This window comes from Enterobacter sp. N5-15 (assembly GCF_057221635.1).
Genome location: NZ_CM170150.1, coordinates 4,630,886 through 4,656,970, shown reverse-complemented (window position 1 = coordinate 4,656,970; position 26,085 = coordinate 4,630,886). Strand labels below are relative to the sequence as shown.

Here is a 26,085-nt window from a genome sequence, read left to right as displayed (position 1 = left end):
CGGCGAGTAGCGCAGCTTGGTAGCGCAACTGGTTTGGGACCAGTGGGTCGGAGGTTCGAATCCTCTCTCGCCGACCAATTTTGAACCCCGCTTCGGCGGGGTTTTTTGTTTTCTGCGATTCTTCATCCCTGTCGTCTTTTCCCAACAACGTCCTTTTTCATTGTCGCAATCCAGCGACATACAACTCATTGAAAGATAGATAAAAAACCAGTTATGCGTTTTGCTGTCTCCTCCTGGCGACATATTCCCGTCTTTTCCCGATACGTTCTAGTGCTTAAGACGGCGCTTAACAGCATAATTTCCTTTTATCTTAAAATGTTGCGTCATGTAAAAGTTCTGGGTGTCATGTTGGCACGTTACGTGCAATAATATGCGTGTAGATGCTCATTCCATCTCTTATGTTCGCCTTAGTGCCTCATAAACTCAGGAATGACGCAGAGCCATTTACGGTGCTTATCGTCCACTGACAGATGTCGCTTCGGCCTCATCAGACACCATGGACACAACGTTGAGTGAAGCACCAAATATGTTGTCTTACAGACCTGTTTTAACGCCTGCTTTTATAGCAGGCGTTTTTTTATGCCTTATTCCCTGTACCTGCGCATGATCAGGGCGACCAACAGTAGGGCGGCTGACGAGACCGTATAGAGCGCCTGCACTGAGCCAAACTCAACTGCCACCATTGCTGCAATGCCGGTGAACAGCGAGGCGCTGAGCGTTTGCCAGCGCCAGGCTTTACCGCTGGCTGAAGCGGTTTGCGTGAAATGAAAACTACTGAGTACGCCAAACGTGCCCGCTGCGAAGAGAACATTCGAGGCCAGATGCGCGATAAAGATCATGCCCAGCGCACATGCCGTCCACCCGGATAAAAACGGCAGCACACCATAACCAGTTAGAAAGATGCCGAGACAAAGGATGATTCGCGGCGTGTGAGCGGAAAAGCGCGTCAGGCTCTCTTTTTTTAGCAGCATGGGGCCGCAAAGTTGTCCCATGCTTCTCGCGAAAAGCAGAGGCAAAGCAAGGCCCGCCGCATCCTGAGGATGGAGTTGCTGCGCCAGTGCCGGAAGAAGTGCCATGGCAGGTGAGCCAACGGCTGCCAGCGCCGGTAAAATGAGCAGGCTGCGTTTTTGCCGAACGGTCAGCGTCTGCCAGCGTAGTGGTGCGGGGGCTTCCTCTTCACCGGAGAGCGGTAGCAATGGCGCAGAAAACCGACGTCCAGCCAGCCATAGCAGTAACAGTGACCCGAAAAAGCTCGCGGCATCAATAGCCAGCAAGGTAAACACGGAGGTCTGCTGGAACAGCACCACGCCGAGTCCGGTACCTAATAATACCTGAGAAGCAAAAATCACATTTTCCAGACAGGTCGCAGCAGGCAGCTCTGCTTCGCTAAGTCCGCGCTTAAAGAGCAATGTCAGCGCGGGCCAACTCATCCCGCTGAGCAGCGCTTCGGTGGATTGCACAGCGAGTAATGCGGCAACGCTGTGGTAACCCACGCCAAGCAGGGGAAAGAGCAGGGCGAGCAAGCCTAGTCCCTCGGTCAGTATCAGCAGGGAGATCGGAGAACAGCGTGAGCACAGCTTTTCACCGATCGTGCTGCCGATGAATCCGGGTACCGTAGCGAAAAGAAAAGCGAGAGTAAGCAGAGCGGGCGGGGCTGACCATGCTAACAGCAAACCGAAGACCACAACCTGGGTTAGACCATTCCCCAGTGAAGAAAAGATAAAAGCACAGGCAAGCAGGCGTAGCCAGCGGTGGCAGCGCAGCGCTTGGATAAGCGCATACAAAAGCGAGTTCATTGAGATTTCCTTTCAAAAACGATTTAGTCCACGCTGCAAAATGTGCGCGTGTGTGAAAAAAGGTTAATGAAAAGACATCGTTACATTGGCGGATTCGTTTGCGGATGTGGGTGAAAAGAATGTAGCAGGAGAAAGACGATAAAAAAAGGAGGCCCTCTGGCCTCCTTTTTATTTACTGCTGCGTACCGTTATTTTGCAGCGTCAATAGCAATCCATCACGACGCATGGCGGCTGCCTCTTCCGGCTTATGCTGCTTGTCCAGCGTATCGGCAAGCCATGCGTAGTCGAAGGCATCCGGACGCTGTTTCAGCGCCGCGCGGAAGGCGAGGCTCGCCTCCTGCCATTCTCCGTGCTTCATCAGCGATTGACCAAGCGTGCTCCACAGCAGCGGGCGGTCACCGACGGTTTTAATCTGCTGACGCAGCACTTTTTCGATTTGCTCTGGATTATTGGTTTTCAGGCGCGGGATCACCATCACCAGGCGATCGTCGTACTGGCGCTTCAGACCGTCGAGAAGGATCTCCTGAGCCGTGTCATGGTCGTCACATTCAATAAGATGTTCCGCCATGGCAACCTGCAGAGGAACCTGCTGACGCGTTTTACGGCTCTGATTCTTCCACCACGTTTTCAGACCGTCGCTGCCCAGGTCGGCGCGCGCCTGATCCATCAGGCCAATCCATGCCAGACGCTGAAGCTTATCACGATGTTCATCGTCGCCTACCTCGGCCTTCGCCATTGACGGAATGATGTCCAGCAGCGAGCCCCAGGCGCCGGTACGAATATACGCCTGCTCGGCAAGACGCAGCACTTCCGGATGACGTGGCGCGACTTCGAGCAGGCGATCGATACCGTGGCGAGCCGCGTGATTTTCATTGCGCGCCAGCTGCAGACGAACGCGCGTGATTTCTACCGGAATCGGGTCACCATGAGCCAGCTCTGCCGCCCGCTCCAGATGCTGATTGGCACGGGCTTCGTCACCGCGCTGCTGCGCCGCTTCGGCTGCGAGCAGATAATTCACCACCGGCTGTTCGGCATGGTCGGCGTTTTTTGACATCAGCTTTTCTACCTGCTGATAATCGCCTTCGGCCAGTTTCAGCAGCGCTTGCTCCGTTTGCTTACGGGCACGACGGCGCTTACGGCCAACGAACCAGCCGCGCGTGTGGGCACCGGTGCGGAAAATACGGCGCAGGATCCACTCGATCGCAAACAGCACCACCACGCCGAGGATCAGAATGATCGTCAGGCCCGTTACGCTGGTTTCGATGTTGTAGTTATCGGTCTGGATCAGGACGTAACCCTGATGGCCCGCAAGCATGGGGCCCAGCACGATCCCGGCGATCAGCAGGATGAAGAGTAATAAAACTTTTAGCATCATTACTCTCCTTGCGGTGCGCTTTCAGGCGCCGGAGCCGGAGCTGGTGCCGCTCCGCCCGACGGCTCTGCCGGCACGCCCGGCTGCGCCAGCAGGTTACGTACGCGCGTCTGCATCAGCTTCTCCAGAATCGGCTGGCTGGCCAGCTTATCCGGCACGTTCATGGTGATGTTCTGCTGGCTCAGCTTATCAATGTCTTCGAGGAAGGCGGTGGTCGTCGCATCATCGGTGTTGTAGTAGGCGCGTACCCACGTTGAGACGTTATCCAGTGCCTGTTTGTAGGTCTCTTCCTGATGACGCGGTACGGCCTGAGCCGCTACCAGCAGGCGGGAACGAATGTTCTCGCGCAGATAGATATCCTGGTTCGGCGCCAGCAGAGGCACGGCGGTTTCGTCGCGACGGCGAATAGTAATGAAGCTGTCCATAAAGTTCTGCCAGCTTTTCTGCAGGTTTATGCGCCATTCGCTCAGGGAGCTGGAAAGCTCGGTACCGTCGGAATCCATCGGGGAGTCGTCGTCGTTATTATCCGCCAGCTGCAGGTTATCAATCTGATTCGAAAGCTGGTTCACCTTGAGGATAATGCCGTCGTAATCCACCTGCGAGACGGCGGAGAGGCTGGCGATGTCTTCGGTAATCGCGCGACGGGCCGCGATGAGGCTCGGGTCGTTCATGTCTGCCAGGCTCGCATCGGCGCTTTTCAGCAGCGCGGCGGCAGTGGTGACGTCCTGATCGCTCCAGAGCTTACGTCCGGCGAGCTTCACCAGGAAGTCCGCCTGCGACAGCAGCCAGGTTTTGGCATCGGTGCCGGAAATCGTGGCGACTTTCTGCTGCACGTCGCCCAGCTGTTTGGTCAGCTCTTCCTGTTTGCTGTTCGCCTCGGCAAGCGCGGCGGCCTGCTGCTTAATCACCGCTTCCAGCTCGGTTTTCTGCGTCTCCTGCGCTTTTTGCAGGGCGGTGAGCTGATTCACCAGCGCATCGCTGGTGGACGTTTGATTAGCACCCTGTTGCTTCACCAGACCGTACAGGCCAACCCCTGCTGCCAGCGCAATGGCGATGGCAATCGCGCTCAGCGTGAGGCTCGTTTTATTGCTGCCGTTTTTCTTCTCAGCGGTTTTCTCTGTCGTCTCTGGCTGTGGCGTCGTCTCCACAGTCTCCCTGGTCTCTTCAACCACGGCGGAGGATTTGTCGTGTTCCGTCATTATGGCTTCCCATTTGAGAGTTATTGTAATGCGCGCAGCAGCGCATCGTTGTCGGCGTTATCAGCGATCCGAATATCCTGCCAGCCCAGTTCCCGGGCCTGGTTCGCCAGACGCTCACTGACGACCAGAAGCCGACAGCGGAGTAACCAGTTTTCGCGATACCAAAGCGGTATCAGCGACCAAAGCTGTTGTAACATTTCACCGCTGGTGACCACCAGCGTATTAACGCCGCGCGCGTGCCAGCGCATCGCCTCTTCCGCGCCATCGTAGTGTTTTGCACAGCGCTGATAACACTCAATGAACGTTACGTCTGCACCACGTTCACGCAGCGTTTCGCCCAACAGTTCGCGGCCACCATTACCGCGTAAAATGAGCGCACGCTTTCCGGCAATAGTTTGTAATTCAGGTAATTGTAGCAAGACTTCACTGATTTCCCGATCTAACGGGTAACGAACGTCCGCGCTGCTTACGGTATGCAGCGCCAGTGCCGTTGTGCGGCCAATCGCAAAATAGCGGGGGGCGGTTGGCCAGGTCAAACCCTGCTGTTGCAGCTGCGCGTGGGCAAATTCCACGGCATGTTGCGACAGCGCAAACAGCAGGTCGCCTTCCTGAAGGGTATTCATCTGGTCGGCGAGCGCAGAGAGCTCCCGACCGGGGGAGAATTCAATGAGCGGAAAACTCCAGGCCACCTGCCCCAGTGCGCGCAGACGGCTCACTAACTGCTCTCCTGCGGGAGAAGGGCGGGTGACGAGAATACTCATGCAGGGGGCTCTCCATTATAAACGTCAGCCAGAATCTCGCGGGCGCCGTTATCCAGCAGCTCTTCAGCCAGCGACACGCCAAGCTGCTCGGCATCTTGCGCTTTACCGCGACGTTCGCCGCGTACCATCAGCGAACCGTCCGGGGCGCCCACCAGCGCGCGCAGCCACAGTTCGCCATCTGTTAATTCAGCATAGCTGCCAATCGGTACCTGGCATCCCCCTTCGAGGCGGGTATTCATTGCACGCTCGGCTTTTACGCGAATAGCGGTCTCGTCGTGGTTCAGCGGCGCGAGCAGTTCGCGGGTACGCGCATCGTCCAGACGGCACTCGATGCCGACGGCACCCTGACCCACGGCCGGCAGCGACAGTTCTGGCGGCATCGCCACGCGAATACGCGACTCCAGCCCCAGACGCTTCAGGCCGGCAACGGCGAGGATAATGGCATCGTAATCGCCGTTATCCAGCTTGCCCAGACGCGTGCCGACGTTACCGCGCAGCGAGCGAATGATTAGGTCAGGACGACGCTCCGCCAGCTGACACTGACGGCGTAAACTGGACGTGCCAACCACGCTCCCTTCCGGCAGCGCGTCGAGGGAGTCATAGTGGTTAGAGACAAACGCATCGCGCGGATCTTCGCGCTCGCAGATAGTCACCAGCCCCAGCCCTTCCGGGAACTCGACGGGCACGTCTTTCATCGAATGTACGGCGATATCGGCGCGGTTCTCAAGCAATGCCAGTTCCAGCTCTTTGACAAACAGGCCTTTGCCGCCCACTTTCGCCAGGGGCGTATCGAGGATCACGTCACCGCGCGTGACCATCGGCACCAGCTCGACGCGCAATCCACTGTGGCAGGCTTCGAGGCGCTGCTTCACATAATGTGCCTGCCAGAGCGCGAGAGGGCTTTGGCGTGTGGCAATTCTCAAAACATTGTCTAACATGCTTGTTACCGTCATTATCAATCGCTAACCATCCTAACATTGTTGACTCTGGGATGGCAGTTTTACGGTTGATGAAGCGCGAGAGGGACAAGGCGGCGTATTCGTCAGCCATAGCCGTATTCAGGAATTTACACGTACAGAACGGTGCTACACTTGTATGTAGCGCATCTTTCTTTACGGTCAACCGGCAAGGTGTTAAATTGATCACGTTTTAGACCATTTTTTCGTCGCTACCACCAAAAATGATAAGGGCGAAAAAGGGTAACGGTTATCTTTTTGAAATACTGCGGGTCCGCTGTTATTCGTGTTTTGAATAGCTTGCGACACCCGGAAACATCAGGCGATACGTCTTGTACCTCTATATTGAGACTCTGAAACAGAGACTGGATGCCATTAATCAACTGCGTGTGGATCGCGCGCTTGCTGCCATGGGCCCTGCTTTCCAGCAGGTATACAGTCTGCTGCCGACATTATTGCACTATCACCATCCGCTAATGCCTGGCTACCTTGACGGTAACGTTCCCCAGGGCATTTGCCTTTTCACGCCTGATGAAACCCAACAGCATTACCTGAACGAGCTGGAACTCTACCGCGGCATGCCGCCACAGGAGTCTCCGAAAGGTGAACTGCCGATTACCGGCGTTTACTCTATGGGGAGCACCTCATCGGTAGGGCAAAGCTGTTCTTCGGACCTGGACATCTGGGTCTGCCATCAGTCCTGGCTCGATAACGACGAGCGTCAGCTGCTGCAGCGCAAGTGCAGCCTGCTGGAGAGCTGGGCGGCCTCGCTCGGCGTGGAAGTAAGCTTCTTCCTGATTGATGAAAACCGTTTCCGCCATAACGAAAGCGGCAGTCTGGGTGGTGAGGACTGCGGCTCGACTCAGCACATCTTATTGCTGGATGAATTTTACCGTACTGCTGTGCGTCTGGCCGGGAAGCGTATTCTGTGGAATATGGTCCCTTGCGAAGAAGAAGAGCATTACGATGACTACGTCATGTCGCTTTACGCGCAGGGCGTACTGACGCCAAACGAATGGCTGGACCTCGGCGGTCTGAGCTCTCTGTCAGCCGAAGAGTATTTTGGCGCAAGCCTCTGGCAGCTTTATAAAAGTATCGACTCACCGTACAAAGCGGTGCTGAAAACGCTGCTGCTGGAAGCTTATTCCTGGGAATACCCCACGCCGCGCCTGCTGGCGAAAGATATCAAGCAGCGTTTGCACGACGGGGAGATCGTCTCCTTCGGGCTGGACGCCTACTGCATGATGCTGGAGCGCGTGACCGAATACCTGAAAGCCATTGATGACACCACGCGTCTTGACCTGGTGCGTCGATGTTTCTATCTCAAAGTCTGTGAGAAATTGAGTCGCGAGCGCGCCTGCGTGGGCTGGCGTCGTGAAGTGGTCAGTCAGTTAGTGAAAGAGTGGGGATGGGACGAAGCGCGTTTGTCCATGCTCGACAACCGGGCCAACTGGAAAATCGATCAGGTGCGTGAAGCGCACAACGAACTGCTCGATGCGATGATGCAGAGCTACCGTAACCTGATCCGCTTTGCGCGCCGTAACAACCTCAGCGTTTCCGCCAGCCCGCAGGACATCGGGGTGTTGACCCGTAAGCTGTACGCCGCGTTTGAAGCGCTGCCGGGTAAAGTCACCCTGGTTAACCCGCAGATTTCGCCAGACCTGTCAGAACCGAACCTGACCTTTATCTATGTGCCGCCGGGCCGCGCGAACCGCACCGGGTGGTATCTGTATAACCGTGCGCCAAGCATGGATTCGATCGTCAGCCATCAGCCGCTGGAATATAACCGCTACCTGAACAAGCTGGTGGCCTGGGCCTGGTTCAACGGCCTGCTGACCTCGCGCACGCGCCTGTTTATCAAAGGCAACGAGGTGGTTGATCTCGCTAAGCTGCAGGAGATGGTCGCGGATGTGTCGCACCACTTCCCGCTGCGTCTGCCTGCCCCAACGCCGAAAGCGCTCTACAGCCCGTGCGAGATTCGCCATCTGGCGATTATCGTCAACCTGGAATACGACCCGACGGCGGCCTTCCGCAATCAGGTGGTTCACTTTGACTTCCGCAAGCTGGACGTCTTCAGCTTTGGCGAGCAGCAAAACTGTCTGGTGGGCAGCGTGGATCTGCTGTACCGCAACTCGTGGAACGAAGTGCGTACCCTGCATTTCAACGGCGAGCAGGCGATGATCGAAGCGCTGAAAACCATTCTCGGCAAGATGCACCAGGATGCCGCCCCGCCGGACAGCGTCGAAGTGTTCTGCTATAGCCAGCACCTGCGCGGTTTAATTCGTACCCGCGTGCAGCAGCTGGTTTCTGAGTGTATCGAACTGCGTCTCTCCAGCACCCGTCAGGAGACCGGACGCTTCAAAGCGCTGCGCGTCTCCGGTCAGACCTGGGGCCTGTTCTTCGAGCGCCTGAACGTGTCGGTACAGAAGCTGGAAAACGCCATCGAGTTCTACGGCGCGATTTCGCACAACAAGCTGCATGGCCTGTCGGTGCAGGTGGAAACTAATCACGTTAAGCTGCCGCAGGTGGTGGACGGATTCGCCAGCGAAGGGATTATCCAGTTCTTCTTTGAAGAGTCGGGCGAGGATGCCGGGTTTAACATCTATATTCTGGATGAGACCAACCGCGCCGAGGTGTATCACCACTGTGAAGGCAGTAAAGAGGAGCTGGTGCGCGACGTCAGCCGCTTCTACTCCTCTTCGCATGACCGTTTCACCTACGGCTCAAGCTTTATCAACTTTAACCTGCCGCAGTTCTACCAGATTGTGAACGTCGACGGTCGTACGCAGGTGATCCCGTTCCGGACCCAGGCCGTAACGCCTGCCGCGCCTGCCAATCAGGAAACCGCGCCGCTGTTGCAGCAGTATTTCTCCTGAGCCTTTTCGCCGGGTGGCGCTGACGCTTACCCGGCCTACGGTTCGAGCCGTTGTAGGCCCGGTAAGGCGCAGCCGCCACCGGGCAACAAAACTACCTGAAACTCACAGCCTCACCCGCCTGCGCGGTCGCGGCCTGTTCCAGCAGATCCCAGAACGTGACGCCGCTGCGGTCGCAAACCCACTCCCCGTCTTTCAGATCGAAATGATAGCCGCCCTGTTTCGCGGCCAGCCAGACCTGGTGAAGCGGCTCCTGGCGGTTAATAATAATTTTGCTGCCATTTTCGAAGCTCAGGGTCAGAATGCCGCCGTTGATTTCACAATCGATATCGCTGTCGCCGTCCCAGTCGTCAAGACGCTCTTCGATGGTCATCCACAGGTTGTCGGCAAGGCGATGGAATTCACTGTCGTTCATGGTTTTGTTCCTGTTTTTCGTGATGCCGGCAGTATAACCCTAAATAATTCCCGTTGCAGGAAAGCGGCAAACTCTTGCTTTTGTGTCTTCTCCTGCGATGATAGAAACAGATTTGAACTTACGGGCAACTTTATAATGAAAAACGCTTTCCGAACGCTTGCCGTTCTCATCACGCTGTTTAGCCTGACTGGCTGCGGACTGAAGGGACCACTGTACTTCCCACCTGCGGATAAAACCGCGCCGCCGCCGACGAAACCCGTGCAAAGCGGCATTGAGTCTACCACGCCAAATACTAACGATCGTGGCGACAACGGTGGCCCGACTCAGGTTAATCTCTGACGACAACGTTCTGTACCCGCGCAATGGAGCAAATGATGCAGTTCTCTAAAATGCATGGCCTTGGCAACGATTTTATGGTCGTCGACGCGGTAACGCAGAATGTGTTTTTCTCCCCGGAACTGATCCGTCGCCTGGCGGATCGGCATCTGGGCGTGGGGTTCGATCAGCTGCTGGTGGTCGAGCCACCGTACGATCCCGACCTCGATTTCCACTACCGTATTTTTAACGCGGACGGCAGCGAAGTTAACCAGTGCGGAAACGGCGCGCGCTGTTTTGCCCGCTTTGTCCGCCTGAAAGGGCTGACCAACAAGCGTGATATTCGCGTCAGCACGGCCAATGGTCGCATGGTGCTCAGCGTCACCGATGATGAACTGGTGCGCGTGAACATGGGCGAGCCTAACTTCGAGCCCTCCGTCGTGCCGTTTCGCGCAAACAAAGCGGAAAAGACCTATATTATGCGTGCGGCCGAGCAGACAGTATTGTGCGGCGTCGTCTCAATGGGTAACCCACACTGCGTGATTCAGGTTGATGATGTGGAAACCGCCGCGGTTGAAACGCTCGGCCCGGTGCTGGAAAGCCACGAGCGTTTCCCGGAGCGCGCGAACATCGGCTTTATGCAGGTGGTGAAGCGCGAGCACATTCGCCTGCGGGTTTACGAGCGCGGCGCGGGCGAGACTCAGGCCTGCGGAAGCGGTGCCTGTGCTGCGGTGGCCGTGGGCATCTCTCAGGGGTTACTGGCAGAAGAGGTTCGCGTGGAGTTACCGGGCGGTCGGCTTGATATCGCCTGGAAAGGACCGGGTCATCCACTGTATATGACTGGCCCGGCGGCACATGTCTATGACGGGTTTATCCATCTATGAAACAACCAGGGGAAGAACTGCAGGAAACAGTGACGGAACTGGACGACAGAGCTGTTGTTGATTATCTGCTGCGCAATCCTGAGTTTTTTATTCGCAATGCACGCGTCGTCGAAGAGATGCGCGTGCCGCATCCGGTTCGCGGGACCGTGTCGCTGGTCGAATGGCACATGGCGCGCTCGCGCAACCACATCAATCAGCTTGAAGAGAACATGACGCTGCTGATGGAGCAGGCCAGCACCAACGAAAGCCTGTTCTATCGTCTGCTGCACCTGCAGGCGCGTCTGGCGTCGGCGCACAGCCTTGACGAGTTCCTCAGCCGCTTTCACCGCTGGGCCCGGGAGCTGGGGCTGGCAGGCGCAACGATTCGTCTGTTCCCTGACCGCTGGCGCATTGGCGCGCCGTCGGGGTTTACCCATCTGGCGCTCAGCCGTCAGGCGTTTGAACCGCTGCGCATTCAGCGTCTGGGCCATGAGCACCACTATCTGGGGCCGCTGAACGGGCCTGAGCTGCTGGTGGTATTACCGGAAGCCAAAGCGATTGGCTCGGTGGCGATGTCGCTGATGGGGCGCGATGGCGATCTGGGGGTCATGTTATTTACCAGCCGCGACGCGCATCACTATGAGCAGGGGCAAGCCACGCACCTGCTGCAGGAGATCGCCCTGATGCTGCCCGAGCTGCTGGAGCGCTGGATTGAGCGCGTATGACGGACGGACTGCTCGCCACTGACGTTTCGCGCTTTCTGCGCTATCTGGGCGTGGAGCGTCAGCTTAGCCCCATTACCCTGCTCAACTACCAGCGTCAGCTTGATGCCATCATGCAGATTGCCGACGAAATCGGCCTGAAAAGCTGGCAACAATGTGACGCTGCGACGGTACGCGGGTTCGTCGTGCGTAGCCGTAAAAAAAATCTCAGCCCGGCGAGCCTGGCACTCAGGCTCTCAGCGCTGCGCAGTTTCTTCGACTGGCTGGTCAGCCAGGGGGGCTTAAAAGCCAACCCGGCAAAGGGGATCGCCACGCCGAAAGCGCCGCGCCATCTGCCTAAAAATATCGACGTCGATGACGTAAACCGCCTGCTGGATATCGACCTTAACGATCCGCTGGCCGTGCGCGACCGCGCGATGCTGGAGGTGATGTACGGCGCAGGCCTGCGTCTGTCTGAACTCGTCAACCTTGACCTCAAGCATCTCGATCTGGAATCTGGTGAAGTGTGGGTGATGGGTAAGGGCAGCAAAGAGCGCCGTCTGCCGATTGGCCGCAACGCGGTCTCCTGGATTGAGCACTGGCTTGACCTACGCGGGCTGTTTGGCAGCGAAGAGGATGCGCTGTTCCTGTCGAAACTCGGCAAACGGATCTCGGCGCGTAACGTGCAGAAGCGCTTTGCGGAGTGGGGCATTAAGCAGGGGCTGAACAGCCACGTTCACCCGCACAAGCTGCGCCACTCCTTTGCGACACACATGCTTGAGTCGAGCGGCGATCTGCGCGGCGTGCAGGAACTGCTTGGCCACGCAAATCTGTCGACCACTCAAATCTATACCCACTTAGACTTCCAACACCTTGCCTCGGTGTATGACGCGGCGCATCCACGCGCCAAACGGGGGAAATAATGCGTTTTTACCGCCCACTTGGTCAGATCTCGGCCCTGACGTTTGACCTTGATGACACCCTTTATGACAACCGCGAGGTGATCCTGCGTACCGAGCAGGAGTCGCTGGCGTTTGTGCAGAACTATCATCCCGCGCTGAAAGCGATACAGAACAAGGATTTTCAGAAGCTGCGTCAGTCCCTGCGTGAGACCGAGCCGGACATTTACCACGACGTGACCGAATGGCGTCGTCGTGCGGTTGAGCAGGCGATGCTCAACGTGGGCCTGAGCGTGCAGGACGCGGCCATCGGGGCCGAAGCGGCAATGGAAAACTTCGCCAAATGGCGCAGCCGTATCGACGTGCCGCAGGAAACCCACGAGACGCTGGCGAAGCTTGCCGAAAAGTGGCCGCTGGTGGCCATCACCAACGGCAATGCCCAGCCCGAGCTGTTTGGCCTCAGCGATTACTTTGAATTTGTGCTGCGCGCAGGCCCTCACGGGCGCGCGAAGCCGTTCAGCGATATGTACCATCTGGCGGCGGATAAGCTTAACCTGCCGCTGGGTAACATTCTGCACGTGGGGGATGACCTGACCACGGACGTGGCCGGGGCTATTCGCTGCGGCATGCAGGCCTGCTGGATCAAGCCGGAAAACGCCGACCTGATGACCACGCTGGACAGTCGTCTTCTGCCGCACGTGGAAATTTCACGGTTGGCATCCCTCACGACGCTGATATAATCACCAGTAATATTGTATAAATTACCAGGGGTTTGCAGTTGTAGGCCCGGTAAGCGAAGCGCCACCGGGCGTTTTGCTGTGTTCCTGAATACTATGTGACGGTGCCAATGGACGTTTCTTACCTGCTCGACAGCCTTAATGACAAACAGCGTGACGCGGTTGCCGCCTCGCGCACCAACATGCTGGTGCTGGCTGGGGCGGGCAGTGGTAAGACGCGCGTGCTGGTACACCGTATTGCCTGGCTGCAGAGCGTGGAGAACTGCTCACCGTACTCCATTATGGCGGTGACGTTTACCAACAAGGCGGCGGCAGAGATGCGCCACCGTATTGCCCAACTGATGGGCACCAGCCAGGGCGGCATGTGGGTCGGCACCTTCCACGGCCTGGCGCACCGCCTGCTGCGCGCGCACCATATGGACGCCAACCTGCCGCAGGATTTCCAGATCCTCGACAGCGAAGACCAGCTCCGCTTGCTGAAGCGCCTGATCAAGGCGATGAACCTCGACGAGAAGCAGTGGCCGCCGCGTCAGGCGATGTGGTACATCAACGGCCAGAAAGACGAGGGGCTGCGCCCGCACCACATTCAGAGCTTCGGCAACCCGGTCGAGCAGACCTGGCAGAACGTCTACAAGGCCTATCAGGAAGCGTGCGATCGCGCCGGTCTGGTGGATTTCGCCGAGCTGCTGCTGCGCGCCCACGAGCTGTGGCTCAACAAGCCGCACATCCTGCAGCACTACCGTGAACGCTTCACCAATATCCTGGTGGACGAATTCCAGGATACCAACAACATCCAGTACGCGTGGATCCGCCTGCTGGCCGGTGATACCGGCAAGGTGATGATCGTGGGCGATGATGACCAGTCGATTTACGGCTGGCGCGGGGCGCAGGTGGAGAACATCCAGCGCTTCCTCAACGATTTCCCCGGCGCGGAAACCATCCGTCTGGAGCAGAACTACCGCTCCACCAGCAACATCCTGAGCGCGGCCAACGCCCTGATTGAAAACAACAACGGGCGTCTGGGTAAAAAGCTGTGGACCGACGGCGTCGACGGCGAACCGATTTCGATTTACTGCGCCTTCAACGAGCTCGACGAAGCCCGCTTCGTGGTGAACCGCATAAAAACCTGGCAGGACAACGGCGGCGCGCTGGAGCAGTGCGCCATTCTCTACCGCAGCAACGCCCAGTCGCGCGTGCTGGAAGAGGCGCTCCTGCAGGTGAGCATGCCGTACCGCATTTATGGCGGCATGCGCTTCTTCGAACGCCAGGAAATCAAAGATGCGCTGTCGTATCTGCGCCTCATTGCGAACCGTAACGACGACGCGGCGTTTGAGCGCGTGGTCAATACGCCGACCCGCGGGATTGGCGACCGCACGCTGGACGTGGTGCGTCAGGCCTCGCGCGATCGCCAACTGACGCTGTGGCAGGCGTGCCGCGAGCTGCTGCAGGAAAAAGCCCTCGCCGGGCGCGCCGCCAGCGCGTTACAGCGCTTCCTTGAGCTGATTGACGCCCTGGCGCAGGAAACCGTCGATATGCCGCTGCACGTGCAGACCGACCGGGTGATTAAAGACTCCGGCCTGCGCACCATGTACGAGCAGGAAAAGGGCGAGAAGGGCCAGACCCGTATTGAGAACTTAGAGGAACTGGTCACGGCAACGCGCCAGTTCAGCTATAACGAAGAAGACGAAGACCTGATGCCGCTGCAGGCGTTCCTCTCCCACGCCGCGCTGGAAGCGGGCGAAGGGCAGGCGGATACCTGGCAGGATGCGGTTCAGCTGATGACCCTGCACTCCGCCAAAGGCCTGGAGTTCCCGCAGGTGTTTATTGTCGGGATGGAAGAGGGGATGTTCCCGAGCCAGATGTCGCTGGATGAGGGCGGTCGTCTGGAAGAGGAGCGTCGTCTGGCCTACGTGGGCGTGACGCGCGCGATGCAAAAGCTGACGCTGACCTATGCCGAAACCCGCCGCCTGTACGGTAAAGAGGTTTATCACCGTCCGTCGCGCTTTATCGGCGAACTGCCGGAGGAGTGCGTGGAAGAGGTGCGTCTGCGGGCGAGCATCAGCCGTCCGGTCAGCCATCAGCGCATGGGCTCGCCGATTGCGGAAACCGACACCGGCTATAAGCTGGGCCAGCGCGTGCGCCATTCGAAGTTTGGCGAAGGTACCATTGTGAATCTGGAAGGCAGCGGCGAGCACAGCCGTCTGCAGGTGGCGTTCCAGGGGCAGGGGATCAAATGGCTGGTGGCGGCCTATGCGAAGCTGGAAACAGTCTAACATTCAGAAAAATATAATTATTTTGTAATAATCTGCTAGCCTTATACAGTGAAGGTCAATTAATGCCCTTCAGCGTTCCGTTGCGTGTTGACGCCACAGTTATAGCTGGCGTAACATGCGCGCACGATTACGCTAAGAGGACATTCGCCTTGGACACACCCAGTAGATACTGGCTCAATTCCCTGTCATCCAGGAACAACTCCTAAGGCTATCTCCTCTTGCTGATGGCCTTAGTGGTTGTCAGCGACCTGCATTATTCCCGTCGCGCTGAGTCAGGCTGTTTAATGGTCTGAAACCCAATTTGTTTCTGTGTGCCCACCGAACTGTCCGATATTTTTTGCATTGGGAGTCCCGGTCATGTTGAGCGCATTTCAACTCGAAAATAACCGACTGACTCGGCTTGAAGCCGAAGAGTCACAGCCCCTCATTGATGCCGTATGGGTGGATCTGGTCGAGCCGGACGACGATGAGCGCCTTCGCGTACAATCTGAGCTGGGGCAAAGCCTGGCAACCCGCCCGGAACTGGAAGACATCGAAGCATCCGCGCGTTTTTTTGAAGACGAAGACGGGCTGCATATTCACTCCTTCTTCTTCTTTGAAGATGCGGAAGACCACGCGGGTAACTCCACCGTGGCGTTTACCATTCGCGACGGCCGTCTGTTTACCCTGCGCGAGCGCGAGCTGCCGGCATTCCGTCTTTACCGCATGCGCGCCCGCAGCCAGGCAATGGTGGACGGTAACGCTTACGAGCTGCTGCTCGATCTGTTCGAGACCAAAATTGAACAGCTGGCGGACGAAATTGAAAACATCTACAGCGACCTGGAAAAGCTGAGCCGCGTGATCATGGAAGGCCATCAGGGCGATGAGTACGACGAAGCGCTCTCCACGCTGGCGGAGCTGGAAGATATCGGCTGGAAGGTGCGTTTGTGTCTGATGGATACCCAGCGCGCGCTGAACTTCCTGGTGCGCAAGGCGCGTCTGCCGGGCGGTCAGCTGGAGCAGGCGCGCGAGATCTTACGAGATATCGAATCCCTGCTGCCGCACAACGAATCTCTGTTCCAGAAGGTGAACTTCCTGATGCAGGCGGCGATGGGCTTTATCAACATCGAGCAGAACCGCATCATCAAGATCTTCTCGGTGGTGTCCGTGGTGTTCCTGCCGCCGACGCTGGTGGCGTCCAGCTACGGGATGAACTTTGAGTTTATGCCGGAGCTGAAGTGGAGCTTTGGCTACCCGGGGGCGATTATCTTTATGATCCTCGCGGGGCTGGCGCCGTATCTGTACTTTAAGCGTCGTAACTGGCTGTAAAAATCTGGCGGGTGGCGCTGCGCTTACCCGCCCTACGCTCGAATTCCCTCTCCCAAAGGGAGAGGGTTAGGGTGAGGGCAACATCACAGCCCTTTGCGCACTCTGCGCTGGGTATAAATCGCATCCGCGACGAAAATCGCCAGCGCCACCCAGATAAAGGCGAACGTCACCATCTTATCCGCCCCCGGTACTTCGCCGTAAAACACCACTGCCAGCAGGAACATCAGCGTCGGGCCAATGTACTGGAAGAAGCCCAGCGTGGAGAGACGCAGGCGCGTCGCGGCACCGGTGAAGCACAGCAGAGGAATGGTGGTCACCACGCCCGCCGCCATCAGCATCAGGTTCAGCGACCACGGGTTGCTGCCCATATGGCTGGTGGCGCTGTCGGCGATGCCAAAGAGATAAATCGCCGCCACGGGCAGCAGCCACAGGGTTTCAAACAGCATCCCCGTCTGCGCTTCCACCGCAATCTTCTTACGCACCAGGCCATAGAACGCAAAGCTGAACGCCAGACCGAGGGCAATAATCGGCAGCGAGCCGAAGGTCCAGAGCTGCACCAGTACGCCGCAGAAGGCCAGAATCACCGCCACCCACTGCATCCGGCGGAAGCGCTCTCCGAGGAAAATCATCCCCAGCACGATGTTCACCAGCGGGTTAATGAAGTACCCCAGGCTCGCTTCGAGCATGTGATGGTTATTCACCGCCCAGATAAACAGCAGCCAGTTGCCGCCAATCAGAACCGCTGACAGCGCCAGCAGGAAGACCTTTTTAGGGGTTTTAAACAGCGTTTTGACGCCCGACCACTGACGGCTGAGGCTCATCAGCGCGATCATAAAAAAGAACGACCAGATAACGCGGTGAGTCAGGATCTCATCGGCCGGAACGTAGGCGATAAGCTTGAAATACGCCGGGGCGATACCCCAAATAAAATAAGCGGCAAGGGCGAGTAAAACGCCCTGCCGCGTCTGTTTAGCATCCATCGGGAAAATCCGTTACAAAGAAGTGAATTAATTTTACCCGATTTTGCCGTATCAACCCACCATATAAGTGGCGGTTGCGCTGGCGATATACACCTGTTCTTCGTTGTGTAACTCAACGCGCGCCACGGCAACTTTATTCCCCGCGCGCAGCAGGCTGCTGGAACAGGTAAAGCGATTTCCGCGCCCCGGGCGAAGGTAGTCGACGCGCAAATCAATGGTGCCCATGCGCGCCAGACGCTGGCGGAGTTCGTCTTCGTTGATGGTGTCATGGCGGGTCAGCGTACTGCCCACGCAGACCAGACCTGCCGCCACATCCAGCGCGGAGGCGATCACGCCGCCGTGCAAAATACTTTGCGCCCAGTTACCCACCATCATCGGCTGGTTGTTGAAGCTCAGTTGGGCGAAGTCTTTCTCGTAACGCTCCAGCTCCAGTCCCAGCGCACGGTTAAACGGCATATGGTAAACAAAAATCTCGCCCACGAGTTTTAACACTTCTTCGGCGGTAAGCATGGCTGACATGAGGCATCACATCCTTATTGTTAACAAAATGTTGATTTTATGCCTCGGCAACAAGGAATTCCACTTTCAGAAACGAGGATGCAGCAGTTGTCGCAGAAGTCTGTAGAATGTCCGCCACATAACTATTCAGCTAATTTTACTCTTTTGCAGGAGAACACCACCGATGCGGACGTATCTGGCCTGGTTACTGGCGGCGGTTGCGCTGCCCCTCACAGCATATGCGCAGGAAGCGACGATCAAAGAGGTGCATGATAAACCTGCCGTTCACGGTAGCATTATCGCGAACCTTCTTCAGGAGCATGACAATCCGTTCACGCTCTACCCGTATGACACCAACTACGTGATTTATACCCAGACCAGCGATCTCAACAAAGAGGCGATAAGCTCCTATAACTGGTCTGATAATGCGCGTAAAGATGAGGTGAAGTTCCAGCTCAGCCTCGCGTTCCCGTTCTGGCGCGGCATTCTGGGGCCGAACTCGGTGCTCGGGGCGTCTTACACGCAGAAATCCTGGTGGCAGCTCTCTAACAGCGGCGAGTCCTCACCGTTTCGTGAAACCAACTATGAGCCGCAGCTGTTCCTCGGTTTTGCAACGGATTATGAGTTTGCGGGCTGGACGCTGCGTGACGTCGAAGTGGGCTTTAACCACGATTCCAACGGTCGCTCTGACCCCACCTCGCGCAGCTGGAACCGTGCCTATACGCGTCTGATGGCGCAGAACGGTAACTGGATGGTGGAAGTGAAGCCGTGGTATGTGGTCGGCAGCACTGACGACAACCCGGATATCACCAAATATATGGGCTACTACCAGCTCAAAGTCGGCTACCAGTTAGGTGATGCCGTGCTCAGCGCCAAAGGTCAGTACAACTGGAACACCGGCTACGGCGGTGCGGAAGTGGGCTTAAGCTATCCAATGACGAAGCATGTTCGTATCTATACTCAGGTGTATAGCGGTTACGGCGAGTCGCTTATCGATTACAACTTCAACCAGACCCGCGTCGGCGTGGGCGTGATGCTGAACGATATTCTCTAGGCTGCTCGAATGTTTTTGCGTTAAACGTTGAAGTTTCTCTCTCAGGCGCTGAAAATAGCGCCTGTTTCATTTCAGGCATATGGGGTTAACGTGGCGCAGGCGGAAGTATTGAATCAGGAGTCGCTGGCTAAACAGGTTTTGCATGAAACCTTTGGCTACCAGCAGTTCCGCCCCGGCCAGGAAACCATCATTGAAACGGTGCTGGAAGGTCGTGATTGCCTGGTGGTGATGCCGACCGGCGGCGGTAAGTCCCTCTGTTATCAGGTGCCCGCGCTGGTGCTTAACGGCCTGACGGTCGTGGTATCCCCTCTCATTTCTCTGATGAAAGACCAGGTTGACCAACTGCTCGCCAACGGCGTGGCGGCAGCCTGTCTTAACTCCACGCAAACCCGGGAGCAGCAGCAAGAGGTGATGGCCGGGTGCCGCACCGGGCAGATCCGCCTGCTGTATATCGCCCCGGAACGCCTGATGCTGGATAACTTCCTCGACCATCTTGCGCACTGGAACCCGGTGCTGCTGGCGGTGGATGAAGCGCACTGTATTTCCCAGTGGGGACACGATTTCCGCCCGGAATACGCCGCCCTCGGCCAGCTGCGTCAGCGCTTCCCCGAGCTGCCGTTTATGGCGCTCACCGCCACCGCAGATGACACCACGCGGCTGGATATCGTTCGTCTGCTGGGGCTGAACGACCCCTATATTCAGGTCAGCAGCTTCGACCGCCCTAACATCCGCTATATGCTGATGGAAAAGTTCAAGCCGCTGGATCAGCTCCTGCGCTACGTCCAGGAGCAGCGCGGCAAGTCCGGCATCATTTACTGCAACAGCCGCGCGAAGGTGGAAGACACCGCCGCGCGTCTGCAAAACCGCGGCTTTAGCGCCGCCGCGTATCATGCCGGGTTAGAGAACCACATCCGCGCCGACGTGCAGGAAAAATTCCAGCGTGACGACCTGCAAATCGTCGTCGCGACGGTGGCGTTCGGAATGGGCATTAACAAGCCGAACGTGCGCTTTGTGGTGCATTTCGACATCCCGCGCAATATCGAATCCTACTATCAGGAAACCGGCCGCGCAGGGCGTGACGGGCTGCCTGCGGAAGCGATGCTGTTTTACGATCCGGCCGATATGGCGTGGCTGCGCCGCTGCCTGGAGGAAAAACCGCAGGGACAGCTGCAGGATATCGAGCGCCACAAGCTCAACGCGATGGGCGCGTTTGCCGAAGCGCAAACCTGCCGCCGTCTGGTGCTGCTCAACTACTTTGGTGAAGGGCGACAGGAGCCGTGCGGCAACTGCGATATCTGCCTGGATCCGCCGAAACAGTACGATGGCCTGATGGACGCGCGTAAGGCGCTCTCGACCATTTACCGTGTGAACCAGCGCTTCGGGATGGGCTACGTGGTGGAAGTGCTGCGCGGCGCGAATAACCAGCGTATCCGCGATATGGGGCATGACAAGCTGCCGGTCTACGGTATTGGCAAGGAGCAGAGCCACGAGCACTGGGTGAGCATTATTCGCCAGCTCATTCACCTCGGCTTCGCCACGCAAAATATTGCCCAGCACTCCGCGCTTCAGCTTACGGAGGCCGCTCGCCCCGTTCTGCGTGGTGAAATTGAACTGAAGCTCGCCGTGCCGCGCGTCATCGCCCTGAAGCCACGCGTGATGCAGAAATCCTACGGCGGCAACTACGACCGCAAGCTGTTTGCCAAACTGCGCAAGCTGCGTAAAGCCATCGCCGACGAAGAAAACATCCCGCCTTACGTGGTGTTCAACGACGCGACGCTGATTGAGATGGCCGAGCAGATGCCGCTCAGCGCCAGCGAGATGCTCAGCGTCAACGGCGTGGGGACGCGCAAGCTGGAGCGCTTCGGTAAAGAGTTTATGGCACTCATCCGCTCTCACGCCGATGGTGATGATGAGGAGTAGTCAGCCGGGCGAAAAAGTGCCAGGATGATGACTCACTGAATTATTTCCCCGCGAGTTAATTATGTTGATGCTATTTCTCACCGTGGCGTTAGTGCACATCGTTGCGCTGATGAGCCCCGGCCCAGACTTTTTCTTCGTATCACAAACGGCCGTTAGCCGCTCCCGCAAAGAGGCGATGATGGGCGTGCTCGGTATCACCATGGGCGTTATGGTCTGGGCGGCCGTTGCGTTGCTCGGTCTGAACCTTATCCTGGCGAAGATGGCCTGGCTGCATAACATCATCATGGTCGGCGGCGGGCTGTACCTGTGCTGGATGGGCTACCAGATGCTGCGCGGGGCGCTGAAGAAAGAAGAGAAAAAGCCGGAAGAGCCAAAGGTTGAGCTGGCAACGGGCGGCCGCAGCTTTGTAAAAGGGCTGCTGACCAATCTGGCAAACCCAAAAGCGATTATCTATTTCGGCTCCGTGTTCTCGCTGTTTGTCGGCGATAGCGTCGGTGCGGGCGCGCGCTGGGGCATCTTCCTGCTGATCGTTGTTGAAACCTTTGCCTGGTTTACCATCGTGGCCAGCCTGTTCGCCTTACCGGCGATGCGCCGCGGCTACCAGCGTATCGCGAAGTGGATTGACGGCTTCGCCGGCGCGCTGTTCGCCGGCTTCGGCATTCATCTCATCATTTCTCGCTAAGCGTGACGCGCTGACGCAAGCAGCGCGCCAACCAGCATAAACAGCGAGCCAAAGACTTTATTCAGGGCCTTCATCTGCTTAGGCCCTTTAATCCACGCCGCAATTCGCTGCGCCAGCGTCGCGTAGCCAATCATCACGATGATATCGACGATAATGGTGGTCGCGCCCAGCACCACGTACTGCATCACCTGGGGCTGGTGCGGCACGATAAACTGCGGGAACAGCGCGGCGAGGAAAACGATGCTCTTCGGGTTGGTCAGGTTGACGAACACCGCGCGCTTAAACAGATGGCCGCGGTTTTGCGTCTGAGCGAGCGTATTCAGGTTGATGGAGCCTGCCGCGCGCCACTGCTGGATACCGAGCCAAATCAGATACGCTGCCCCGGCCCATTTCAGCACCTCAAAGGCCAGCACGGAGCGGGAGAACAGGGTCCCCAGACCAATCCCGACCAGCACAATATGAATGCCCAGCCCGGTCTGCAAACCGGCAATCGACGCCGCCGCACCGCGATAGCCGTGGTTGATGGAGGTGGTCATGGTGTTAATGGCGCCCGAGCCCGGTGAAAGACTAAGGATGATGGATGTCAGCAGGTAAGCGAACCACCACTCGAAGGTCATTTGAAACTCCCGAATCGTCTGTTTTTATGCCACAATACGCTATTGTTGAGTCATTTTGTGACCGGTTACGAAAAAACGATATTCCTTGGCTTAGGTGAGTAGAAACCCGATGTTTCAGCAGAAAAAGGACTGGGAAACACGAGAAAACGCATTTGCTGCTTTCTCCATGGGGCCGCTGACCGATTTCTGGCGCCAGCGTGAGGAAGATGAGTTTACGGGCGTCGGTGAAATTCCGGTACGCTTTGTGCGTTTTCACGATAAGAAAAATGACCGGGTCATTGTGGTCTGCCCCGGGCGTATTGAGAGCTATATCAAATACGCCGAACTGGCCTATGACCTGTTCCATCTGGGCTTCGATGTGTTGATTATCGATCACCGCGGGCAGGGGCTTTCTGGCCGCCTGCTATCGGATACGCATCGCGGCCACGTGGATAACTTCAGCGATTACGTCGACGATCTCGCCGCGTTCTGGCAGCAGGAGGTCGAGCCTGGCCCCTGGCGGAAGCGCTATATTCTGGCGCACTCAATGGGCGGCGCGATTTCAACGCTGTTTTTACAGCGCCACGCGCACCAGTGCGACGCCATTGCGCTCACCGCGCCGATGTATGGCATCGTCATGCGTTTTCCTGACTGGATGGTGCGTCATATTCTTGACTGGGCTGAGGGCCATCAGCGCATTCGAGAAGGCTATGCCATCGGGACGGGGCGCTGGCGTGCACTGCCGTTTGCGATGAACGTGCTGACCCACAGCCGACAGCGCTATCGTCGTAACCTGCGTTTTTATGCCGATGAACCGCGCCTGCGCGTGGGCGGCCCGACCTATCACTGGGTGCGGGAAGGTATTCTTGCCGGTGAGCAGGTGCTGGCTGGCGTCGGCAATGACGACACGCCAACGCTCCTGATTCAGGCTGAAGAAGAGCGTGTGGTGGATAACCGCATGCATGACCGTTATTGCGAACTGCGCGCTGCCGCCGGTCACCCTTGTGAAGGGGGAAAACCGCTGGTCATTAACGGCGCGTACCATGAGATCCTTTTTGAAAAGGACGCTATGCGCTCAGTCGCGCTCAACGCCATTGTTGAATTTTTCAACAGGCATAATTGATTCTTGTTTTCCACCAGAGGTTGAAATCCCTATGTACCAGGTTGTTGCATCTGATTTAGATGGCACGCTGCTTTCCCCCGACCACACCCTCTCGCCTTACGCGAAAGAGACCTTAAAACTCCTGACCGCCCGTGGCGTGAACTTCGTGTTTGCCACCGGTCGCCACCACGTGGACGTGGGGCAGATCCGCGATAATCTGGAAATCAAATCGTACATGATCACCTCCAACGGTGCCCGCGTGCACGATACTGACGGCAACCTGATCTTTACCCACAACCTGGATCGCGATATTGCCGCCGATCTGTTCGGCGTGGTGCACAATAACCCGGATATCGTCACCAACGTCTACCGCGACGACGACTGGTTTATGAACCGCCACCGCCCGGAAGAGATGCGTTTCTTCAAGGAAGCCGTATTCCAGTACTCACTGTACGAGCCGGGTCTGCTGGAGCCGGAAGGGATCAGTAAGGTGTTCTTCACCAGTGTAAACCATGAGGAATTGCTGCCGCTTGAGCAGGCGATCAACGCCCGCTGGGGCGATCGCGTCAACGTGAGCTTCTCAACCCTGACCTGCCTGGAAGTGATGGCAGGGGGCGTCTCTAAAGGTCACGCGCTGGAAGCCGTCGCGAAACGTCTGGGCTTCGAGCTGAAAGACTGTATCGCCTTTGGTGACGGCATGAACGATGCCGAAATGCTTTCGATGGCAGGCAAGGGCTGCATTATGGAAAATGCGCACCAGCGTCTGAAAGACCTGCACCCGGAGCTGGAAGTGATCGGCACCAACGCAGACAACGCGGTGCCGAAGTATCTGCGCAAACTGTTCCTTGAATAATCTTCATTTGGTTGTTTATTGCTCAGATGTCAACTAAAGAGTTCGCTACAATGCCTCTCCTTCTTTTTGAGAGACAAGCATTGTGGCGCTACTCATTATCACCACTATCCTGTGGGCCTTCTCCTTTAGCCTGATTGGCGAATACCTTGCCGGTTCGGTCGACAGCTACTTCTCGGTGCTGATGCGCGTGGGGCTGGCGGCGCTGGTATTCCTGCCGTTTCTGCGCACGCGCGGGCAATCGCTGAAAACGATTGTGCTGTACATGCTGGTGGGGGCGATGCAGCTCGGCATCATGTATCTGTTTAGCTTCCGGGCCTACGTCTACCTGTCTGTCTCCGAGTTCCTGCTCTTTACCGTGCTGACGCCGCTCTATATCACGCTGATTTACGACCTGCTCAGCAGGCGCCGCCTGCGTTGGGGATACCTGCTGAGCGCGGCGCTGGCGGTGATCGGCGCGGCGATTATTCGCTATGACAAAGTCAGCGATCACTTCTGGACCGGGCTGATGTTCGTCCAGCTCGCCAACATCAGTTTTGCCATCGGCATGGTGGGCTACAAACGCCTGATGGAAACCCGTCCGATGCCGCAGCATAACGCATTCGCCTGGTTTTATATGGGCGCCGCGATTGTCGCGGTGGCGGCGTGGTTTATGCTCGGTAACCCGCAAAAACTGCCGACCACCACCGTGCAGTGGGGCGTTCTGGTCTGGCTGGGCGTGGTGGCGTCAGGGCTGGGGTACTTCATGTGGAACTACGGCGCTACGCAGGTAGACGCCGGTACGCTGGGGATCATGAACAACGTGCACGTCCCGGCAGGGCTGCTGGTCAACCTCGCCATCTGGCAGCAACAGCCGCACTGGCCGAGCTTCATTATTGGGGGAGCGGTGATCCTGGCTTCGCTGTGGGTCCATCGCCGATGGGTCGCTCCGCGCTCCGCACAAACGGAAGATGGTCGCACGCGTGGTTCCGCGCTGAGCGAATAAACGCCTCCGTAATCGGCTGACGCTGCTCGCCATCGCGCACGGCGGCGTACAGTCGGCTCCACAGTCCTTCACCCAGGGTTTTGGTCTGCACCAGACCCTGGCGTTCAAAGCTCTCCACCACCCAGTGCGGCAGCGCCGCGATACCCATTCTGGCCGCCACCATCTGAATCAGCAGCAGCGTGTTATCCACGCTTTTCAGCTGCGGGCTAACGCCTGCGGGCTGCAGGAAGTGGCGCCAGATATCCAGACGACTGCGCTGGACCGGATAAATCAGCAGCGTTTCCGTCGCCAGGTCTTCCGGCGTGATGCGCGTTTTGGTCGCCAGCGGATGGTCCGGCGCCAGCACCAGGCGCACTTCATAATCAAACATCGGCGAATAGTGCAGGCCGCTGCGCGGTAGGATGTCAGAGGTCATCACCAGGTCCAGCTCGCCCTGCTGCAGCGACGGCTGCGGGTCAAAGGTCACGCCGGATTTGAAGTCCATCTCCACCTGCGGCCACTTCTGACGGAAGTTCTCAAGCGCGGGGGTCAGCCACTGAATACAGCTGTGGCACTCAATGGCGATACGCAGCTTGGTCTGCTGCGGTTCGTTACACGCCTGCAGCGCGCTGGCGATTTGCGGCAGTACCTGATTAGCCAGCTGAAGAAGAATTTCACCCTGCGGCGTAAAGCGCAGGGGCTGGCTCTTACGCACAAAAAGACGGAAGCCGAGGCGTTGTTCCAGATCGCTGAACTGGTGAGAAAGGGCGGACTGGGTCTGGTGCAGCGTGGCCGCAGCCGCCGCGAGCGAGCCGCAGTTCCGCAACGCTTGTAGCGTTTTCAGGTGTTTTATCTCGATCATGAAAGTCCTTCACTTCGCCATGAACATTTTGCGCTTGAGGAATATACAGTACCTGCCAATTATAGAAGTGTAAACATCTGGACGTCTAAATAACGAATTTCACAAGGGG

The 26,085-nt window shown here is 57.4% G+C and carries 25 protein-coding genes and 1 tRNA gene; 16 read left to right on the top strand and 10 right to left on the bottom strand.

The window, feature by feature from the left end:
• Positions 1-77, top strand: a tRNA-Pro gene (locus AC2TE5_RS22065).
• 507 nt (positions 78-584) lie between these two features.
• Here AC2TE5_RS22065 and AC2TE5_RS22060 read toward each other — a convergent pair.
• The 5 genes from AC2TE5_RS22060 to hemC form a co-directional block, all read right to left on the bottom strand.
• Complete coding sequence (locus tag AC2TE5_RS22060; protein ID WP_484612371.1) at positions 585-1,796, bottom strand: MFS transporter; 1,212 nt, start codon at positions 1,794-1,796, stop codon at positions 585-587.
• A gap of 172 nt (positions 1,797-1,968) precedes the next feature.
• Positions 1,969-3,168, bottom strand: coding sequence for a protoheme IX biogenesis protein HemY (gene hemY / locus AC2TE5_RS22055; RefSeq protein ID WP_484613373.1), 1,200 nt, complete (start codon positions 3,166-3,168; stop codon positions 1,969-1,971).
• A 2-nt stretch (positions 3,169-3,170) separates the two neighbouring features.
• The gene (gene hemX, locus AC2TE5_RS22050; protein ID WP_063145026.1) at positions 3,171-4,367 is read right to left on the bottom strand and encodes a uroporphyrinogen-III C-methyltransferase; all 1,197 of its coding nucleotides are present in this window, start codon (positions 4,365-4,367) and stop codon (positions 3,171-3,173) included.
• Positions 4,368-4,387: 20 nt separating this feature from the next.
• Positions 4,388-5,128: a uroporphyrinogen-III synthase gene (gene hemD, locus AC2TE5_RS22045; RefSeq protein WP_213823062.1), complete on the bottom strand. Its 741-nt coding sequence runs from the start codon at positions 5,126-5,128 to the stop codon at positions 4,388-4,390.
• Positions 5,125-6,066 (bottom strand): hydroxymethylbilane synthase, encoded by a 942-nt coding sequence (hemC, locus tag AC2TE5_RS22040; RefSeq protein WP_257259625.1) that lies wholly within the window; start codon positions 6,064-6,066, stop codon positions 5,125-5,127. The genes hemD and hemC overlap by 4 nt, the downstream gene beginning before the upstream one ends.
• Before the next feature lie 350 nt (positions 6,067-6,416).
• On the opposite strand from hemC, the gene cyaA reads away from it, so the two are divergent.
• Entirely contained in the window at positions 6,417-8,960 is a 2,544-nt protein-coding gene (cyaA, locus tag AC2TE5_RS22035) for a class I adenylate cyclase (protein WP_159515111.1), read from the top strand.
• A 91-nt stretch (positions 8,961-9,051) separates the two neighbouring features.
• Here cyaA and cyaY read toward each other — a convergent pair whose 3' ends face one another.
• The gene (gene cyaY, locus AC2TE5_RS22030) at positions 9,052-9,372 is read right to left on the bottom strand and encodes an iron donor protein CyaY (protein ID WP_213730199.1); all 321 of its coding nucleotides are present in this window, start codon (positions 9,370-9,372) and stop codon (positions 9,052-9,054) included.
• A gap of 135 nt (positions 9,373-9,507) precedes the next feature.
• Here cyaY and lptM point away from each other — a divergent pair, with 135 nt between their 5' ends.
• From lptM to corA, 8 genes are all read left to right on the top strand, one after another.
• The gene (gene lptM / locus AC2TE5_RS22025) at positions 9,508-9,711 is read left to right on the top strand and encodes an LPS translocon maturation chaperone LptM (protein WP_014885650.1); all 204 of its coding nucleotides are present in this window, start codon (positions 9,508-9,510) and stop codon (positions 9,709-9,711) included.
• A gap of 35 nt (positions 9,712-9,746) precedes the next feature.
• Entirely contained in the window at positions 9,747-10,571 is an 825-nt protein-coding gene (gene dapF, locus AC2TE5_RS22020) for a diaminopimelate epimerase (protein ID WP_008501545.1), read from the top strand.
• Complete coding sequence (locus tag AC2TE5_RS22015) at positions 10,568-11,275, top strand: DUF484 domain-containing protein (RefSeq protein ID WP_023309626.1); 708 nt, start codon at positions 10,568-10,570, stop codon at positions 11,273-11,275. Before dapF ends, AC2TE5_RS22015 begins: the two co-directional genes overlap by 4 nt.
• On the top strand, positions 11,272-12,174 hold the full coding sequence (gene xerC, locus AC2TE5_RS22010) for a tyrosine recombinase XerC (RefSeq protein WP_121423322.1): 903 nt from the start codon (positions 11,272-11,274) through the stop codon (positions 12,172-12,174). Before AC2TE5_RS22015 ends, xerC begins: the two co-directional genes overlap by 4 nt.
• Positions 12,174-12,890, top strand: a complete 717-nt coding sequence (gene yigB / locus AC2TE5_RS22005; RefSeq protein ID WP_159515109.1) for a 5-amino-6-(5-phospho-D-ribitylamino)uracil phosphatase YigB — start codon at positions 12,174-12,176, stop codon at positions 12,888-12,890. The genes xerC and yigB overlap by 1 nt, the downstream gene beginning before the upstream one ends.
• Before the next feature lie 107 nt (positions 12,891-12,997).
• Positions 12,998-15,160 carry a DNA helicase II gene (gene uvrD, locus AC2TE5_RS22000; RefSeq protein WP_484612370.1) on the top strand — a complete coding sequence of 721 codons (2,163 nt, stop codon included), beginning with the start codon at positions 12,998-13,000 and terminating at the stop codon, positions 15,158-15,160.
• A gap of 149 nt (positions 15,161-15,309) precedes the next feature.
• A complete protein-coding gene (gene ysgD, locus AC2TE5_RS21995) occupies positions 15,310-15,366 on the top strand; it encodes a YsgD/CorL family protein (RefSeq protein WP_212743980.1) in 57 nt (18 codons plus the stop codon).
• 151 nt (positions 15,367-15,517) lie between these two features.
• A complete protein-coding gene (gene corA, locus AC2TE5_RS21990) occupies positions 15,518-16,468 on the top strand; it encodes a magnesium/cobalt transporter CorA (protein ID WP_008501540.1) in 951 nt (316 codons plus the stop codon).
• An 83-nt stretch (positions 16,469-16,551) separates the two neighbouring features.
• Here corA and rarD read toward each other — a convergent pair whose 3' ends face one another.
• Both rarD and yigI read right to left on the bottom strand, forming a co-directional pair.
• Positions 16,552-17,448, bottom strand: coding sequence for an EamA family transporter RarD (gene rarD, locus AC2TE5_RS21985; RefSeq protein ID WP_023333804.1), 897 nt, complete (start codon positions 17,446-17,448; stop codon positions 16,552-16,554).
• A 51-nt stretch (positions 17,449-17,499) separates the two neighbouring features.
• The gene (gene yigI / locus AC2TE5_RS21980; protein ID WP_032644790.1) at positions 17,500-17,967 is read right to left on the bottom strand and encodes an acyl-CoA thioesterase YigI; all 468 of its coding nucleotides are present in this window, start codon (positions 17,965-17,967) and stop codon (positions 17,500-17,502) included.
• A gap of 163 nt (positions 17,968-18,130) precedes the next feature.
• Here yigI and pldA point away from each other — a divergent pair, with 163 nt between their 5' ends.
• The 3 genes from pldA to rhtC all read left to right on the top strand — a co-directional run bounded on the left by pldA (position 18,131) and on the right by rhtC (position 21,602).
• Positions 18,131-19,000 (top strand): phospholipase A, encoded by an 870-nt coding sequence (gene pldA / locus AC2TE5_RS21975; protein WP_045357184.1) that lies wholly within the window; start codon positions 18,131-18,133, stop codon positions 18,998-19,000.
• A gap of 90 nt (positions 19,001-19,090) precedes the next feature.
• Positions 19,091-20,920 carry an ATP-dependent DNA helicase RecQ gene (gene recQ / locus AC2TE5_RS21970; RefSeq protein WP_370733636.1) on the top strand — a complete coding sequence of 610 codons (1,830 nt, stop codon included), beginning with the start codon at positions 19,091-19,093 and terminating at the stop codon, positions 20,918-20,920.
• Between the two features lie 61 nt (positions 20,921-20,981).
• Positions 20,982-21,602, top strand: coding sequence for a threonine export protein RhtC (rhtC, locus tag AC2TE5_RS21965; RefSeq protein ID WP_010426287.1), 621 nt, complete (start codon positions 20,982-20,984; stop codon positions 21,600-21,602).
• On the opposite strand, the gene rhtB is transcribed toward rhtC, so the two are convergent.
• Positions 21,599-22,219 (bottom strand): homoserine/homoserine lactone efflux protein, encoded by a 621-nt coding sequence (gene rhtB, locus AC2TE5_RS21960; RefSeq protein WP_008501533.1) that lies wholly within the window; start codon positions 22,217-22,219, stop codon positions 21,599-21,601. The genes rhtC and rhtB overlap by 4 nt on opposite strands.
• Positions 22,220-22,328: 109 nt before the next feature.
• Here rhtB and pldB point away from each other — a divergent pair, with 109 nt between their 5' ends.
• The 3 genes from pldB (at position 22,329) to AC2TE5_RS21945 (ending at position 25,135) form a co-directional block, all read left to right on the top strand.
• Positions 22,329-23,321: a lysophospholipase L2 gene (pldB, locus tag AC2TE5_RS21955; RefSeq protein WP_121423319.1), complete on the top strand. Its 993-nt coding sequence runs from the start codon at positions 22,329-22,331 to the stop codon at positions 23,319-23,321.
• A gap of 31 nt (positions 23,322-23,352) precedes the next feature.
• Positions 23,353-24,153: a sugar/pyridoxal phosphate phosphatase YigL gene (gene yigL, locus AC2TE5_RS21950; protein ID WP_484612369.1), complete on the top strand. Its 801-nt coding sequence runs from the start codon at positions 23,353-23,355 to the stop codon at positions 24,151-24,153.
• Between the two features lie 82 nt (positions 24,154-24,235).
• Positions 24,236-25,135 carry a carboxylate/amino acid/amine transporter gene (locus tag AC2TE5_RS21945; protein ID WP_047652229.1) on the top strand — a complete coding sequence of 300 codons (900 nt, stop codon included), beginning with the start codon at positions 24,236-24,238 and terminating at the stop codon, positions 25,133-25,135.
• On the opposite strand, the gene metR is transcribed toward AC2TE5_RS21945, so the two are convergent.
• On the bottom strand, positions 25,023-25,976 hold the full coding sequence (gene metR, locus AC2TE5_RS21940) for an HTH-type transcriptional regulator MetR (protein WP_121423317.1): 954 nt from the start codon (positions 25,974-25,976) through the stop codon (positions 25,023-25,025). The genes AC2TE5_RS21945 and metR overlap by 113 nt on opposite strands.
• Between the last annotated feature and the right edge of the window lie 109 nt (positions 25,977-26,085).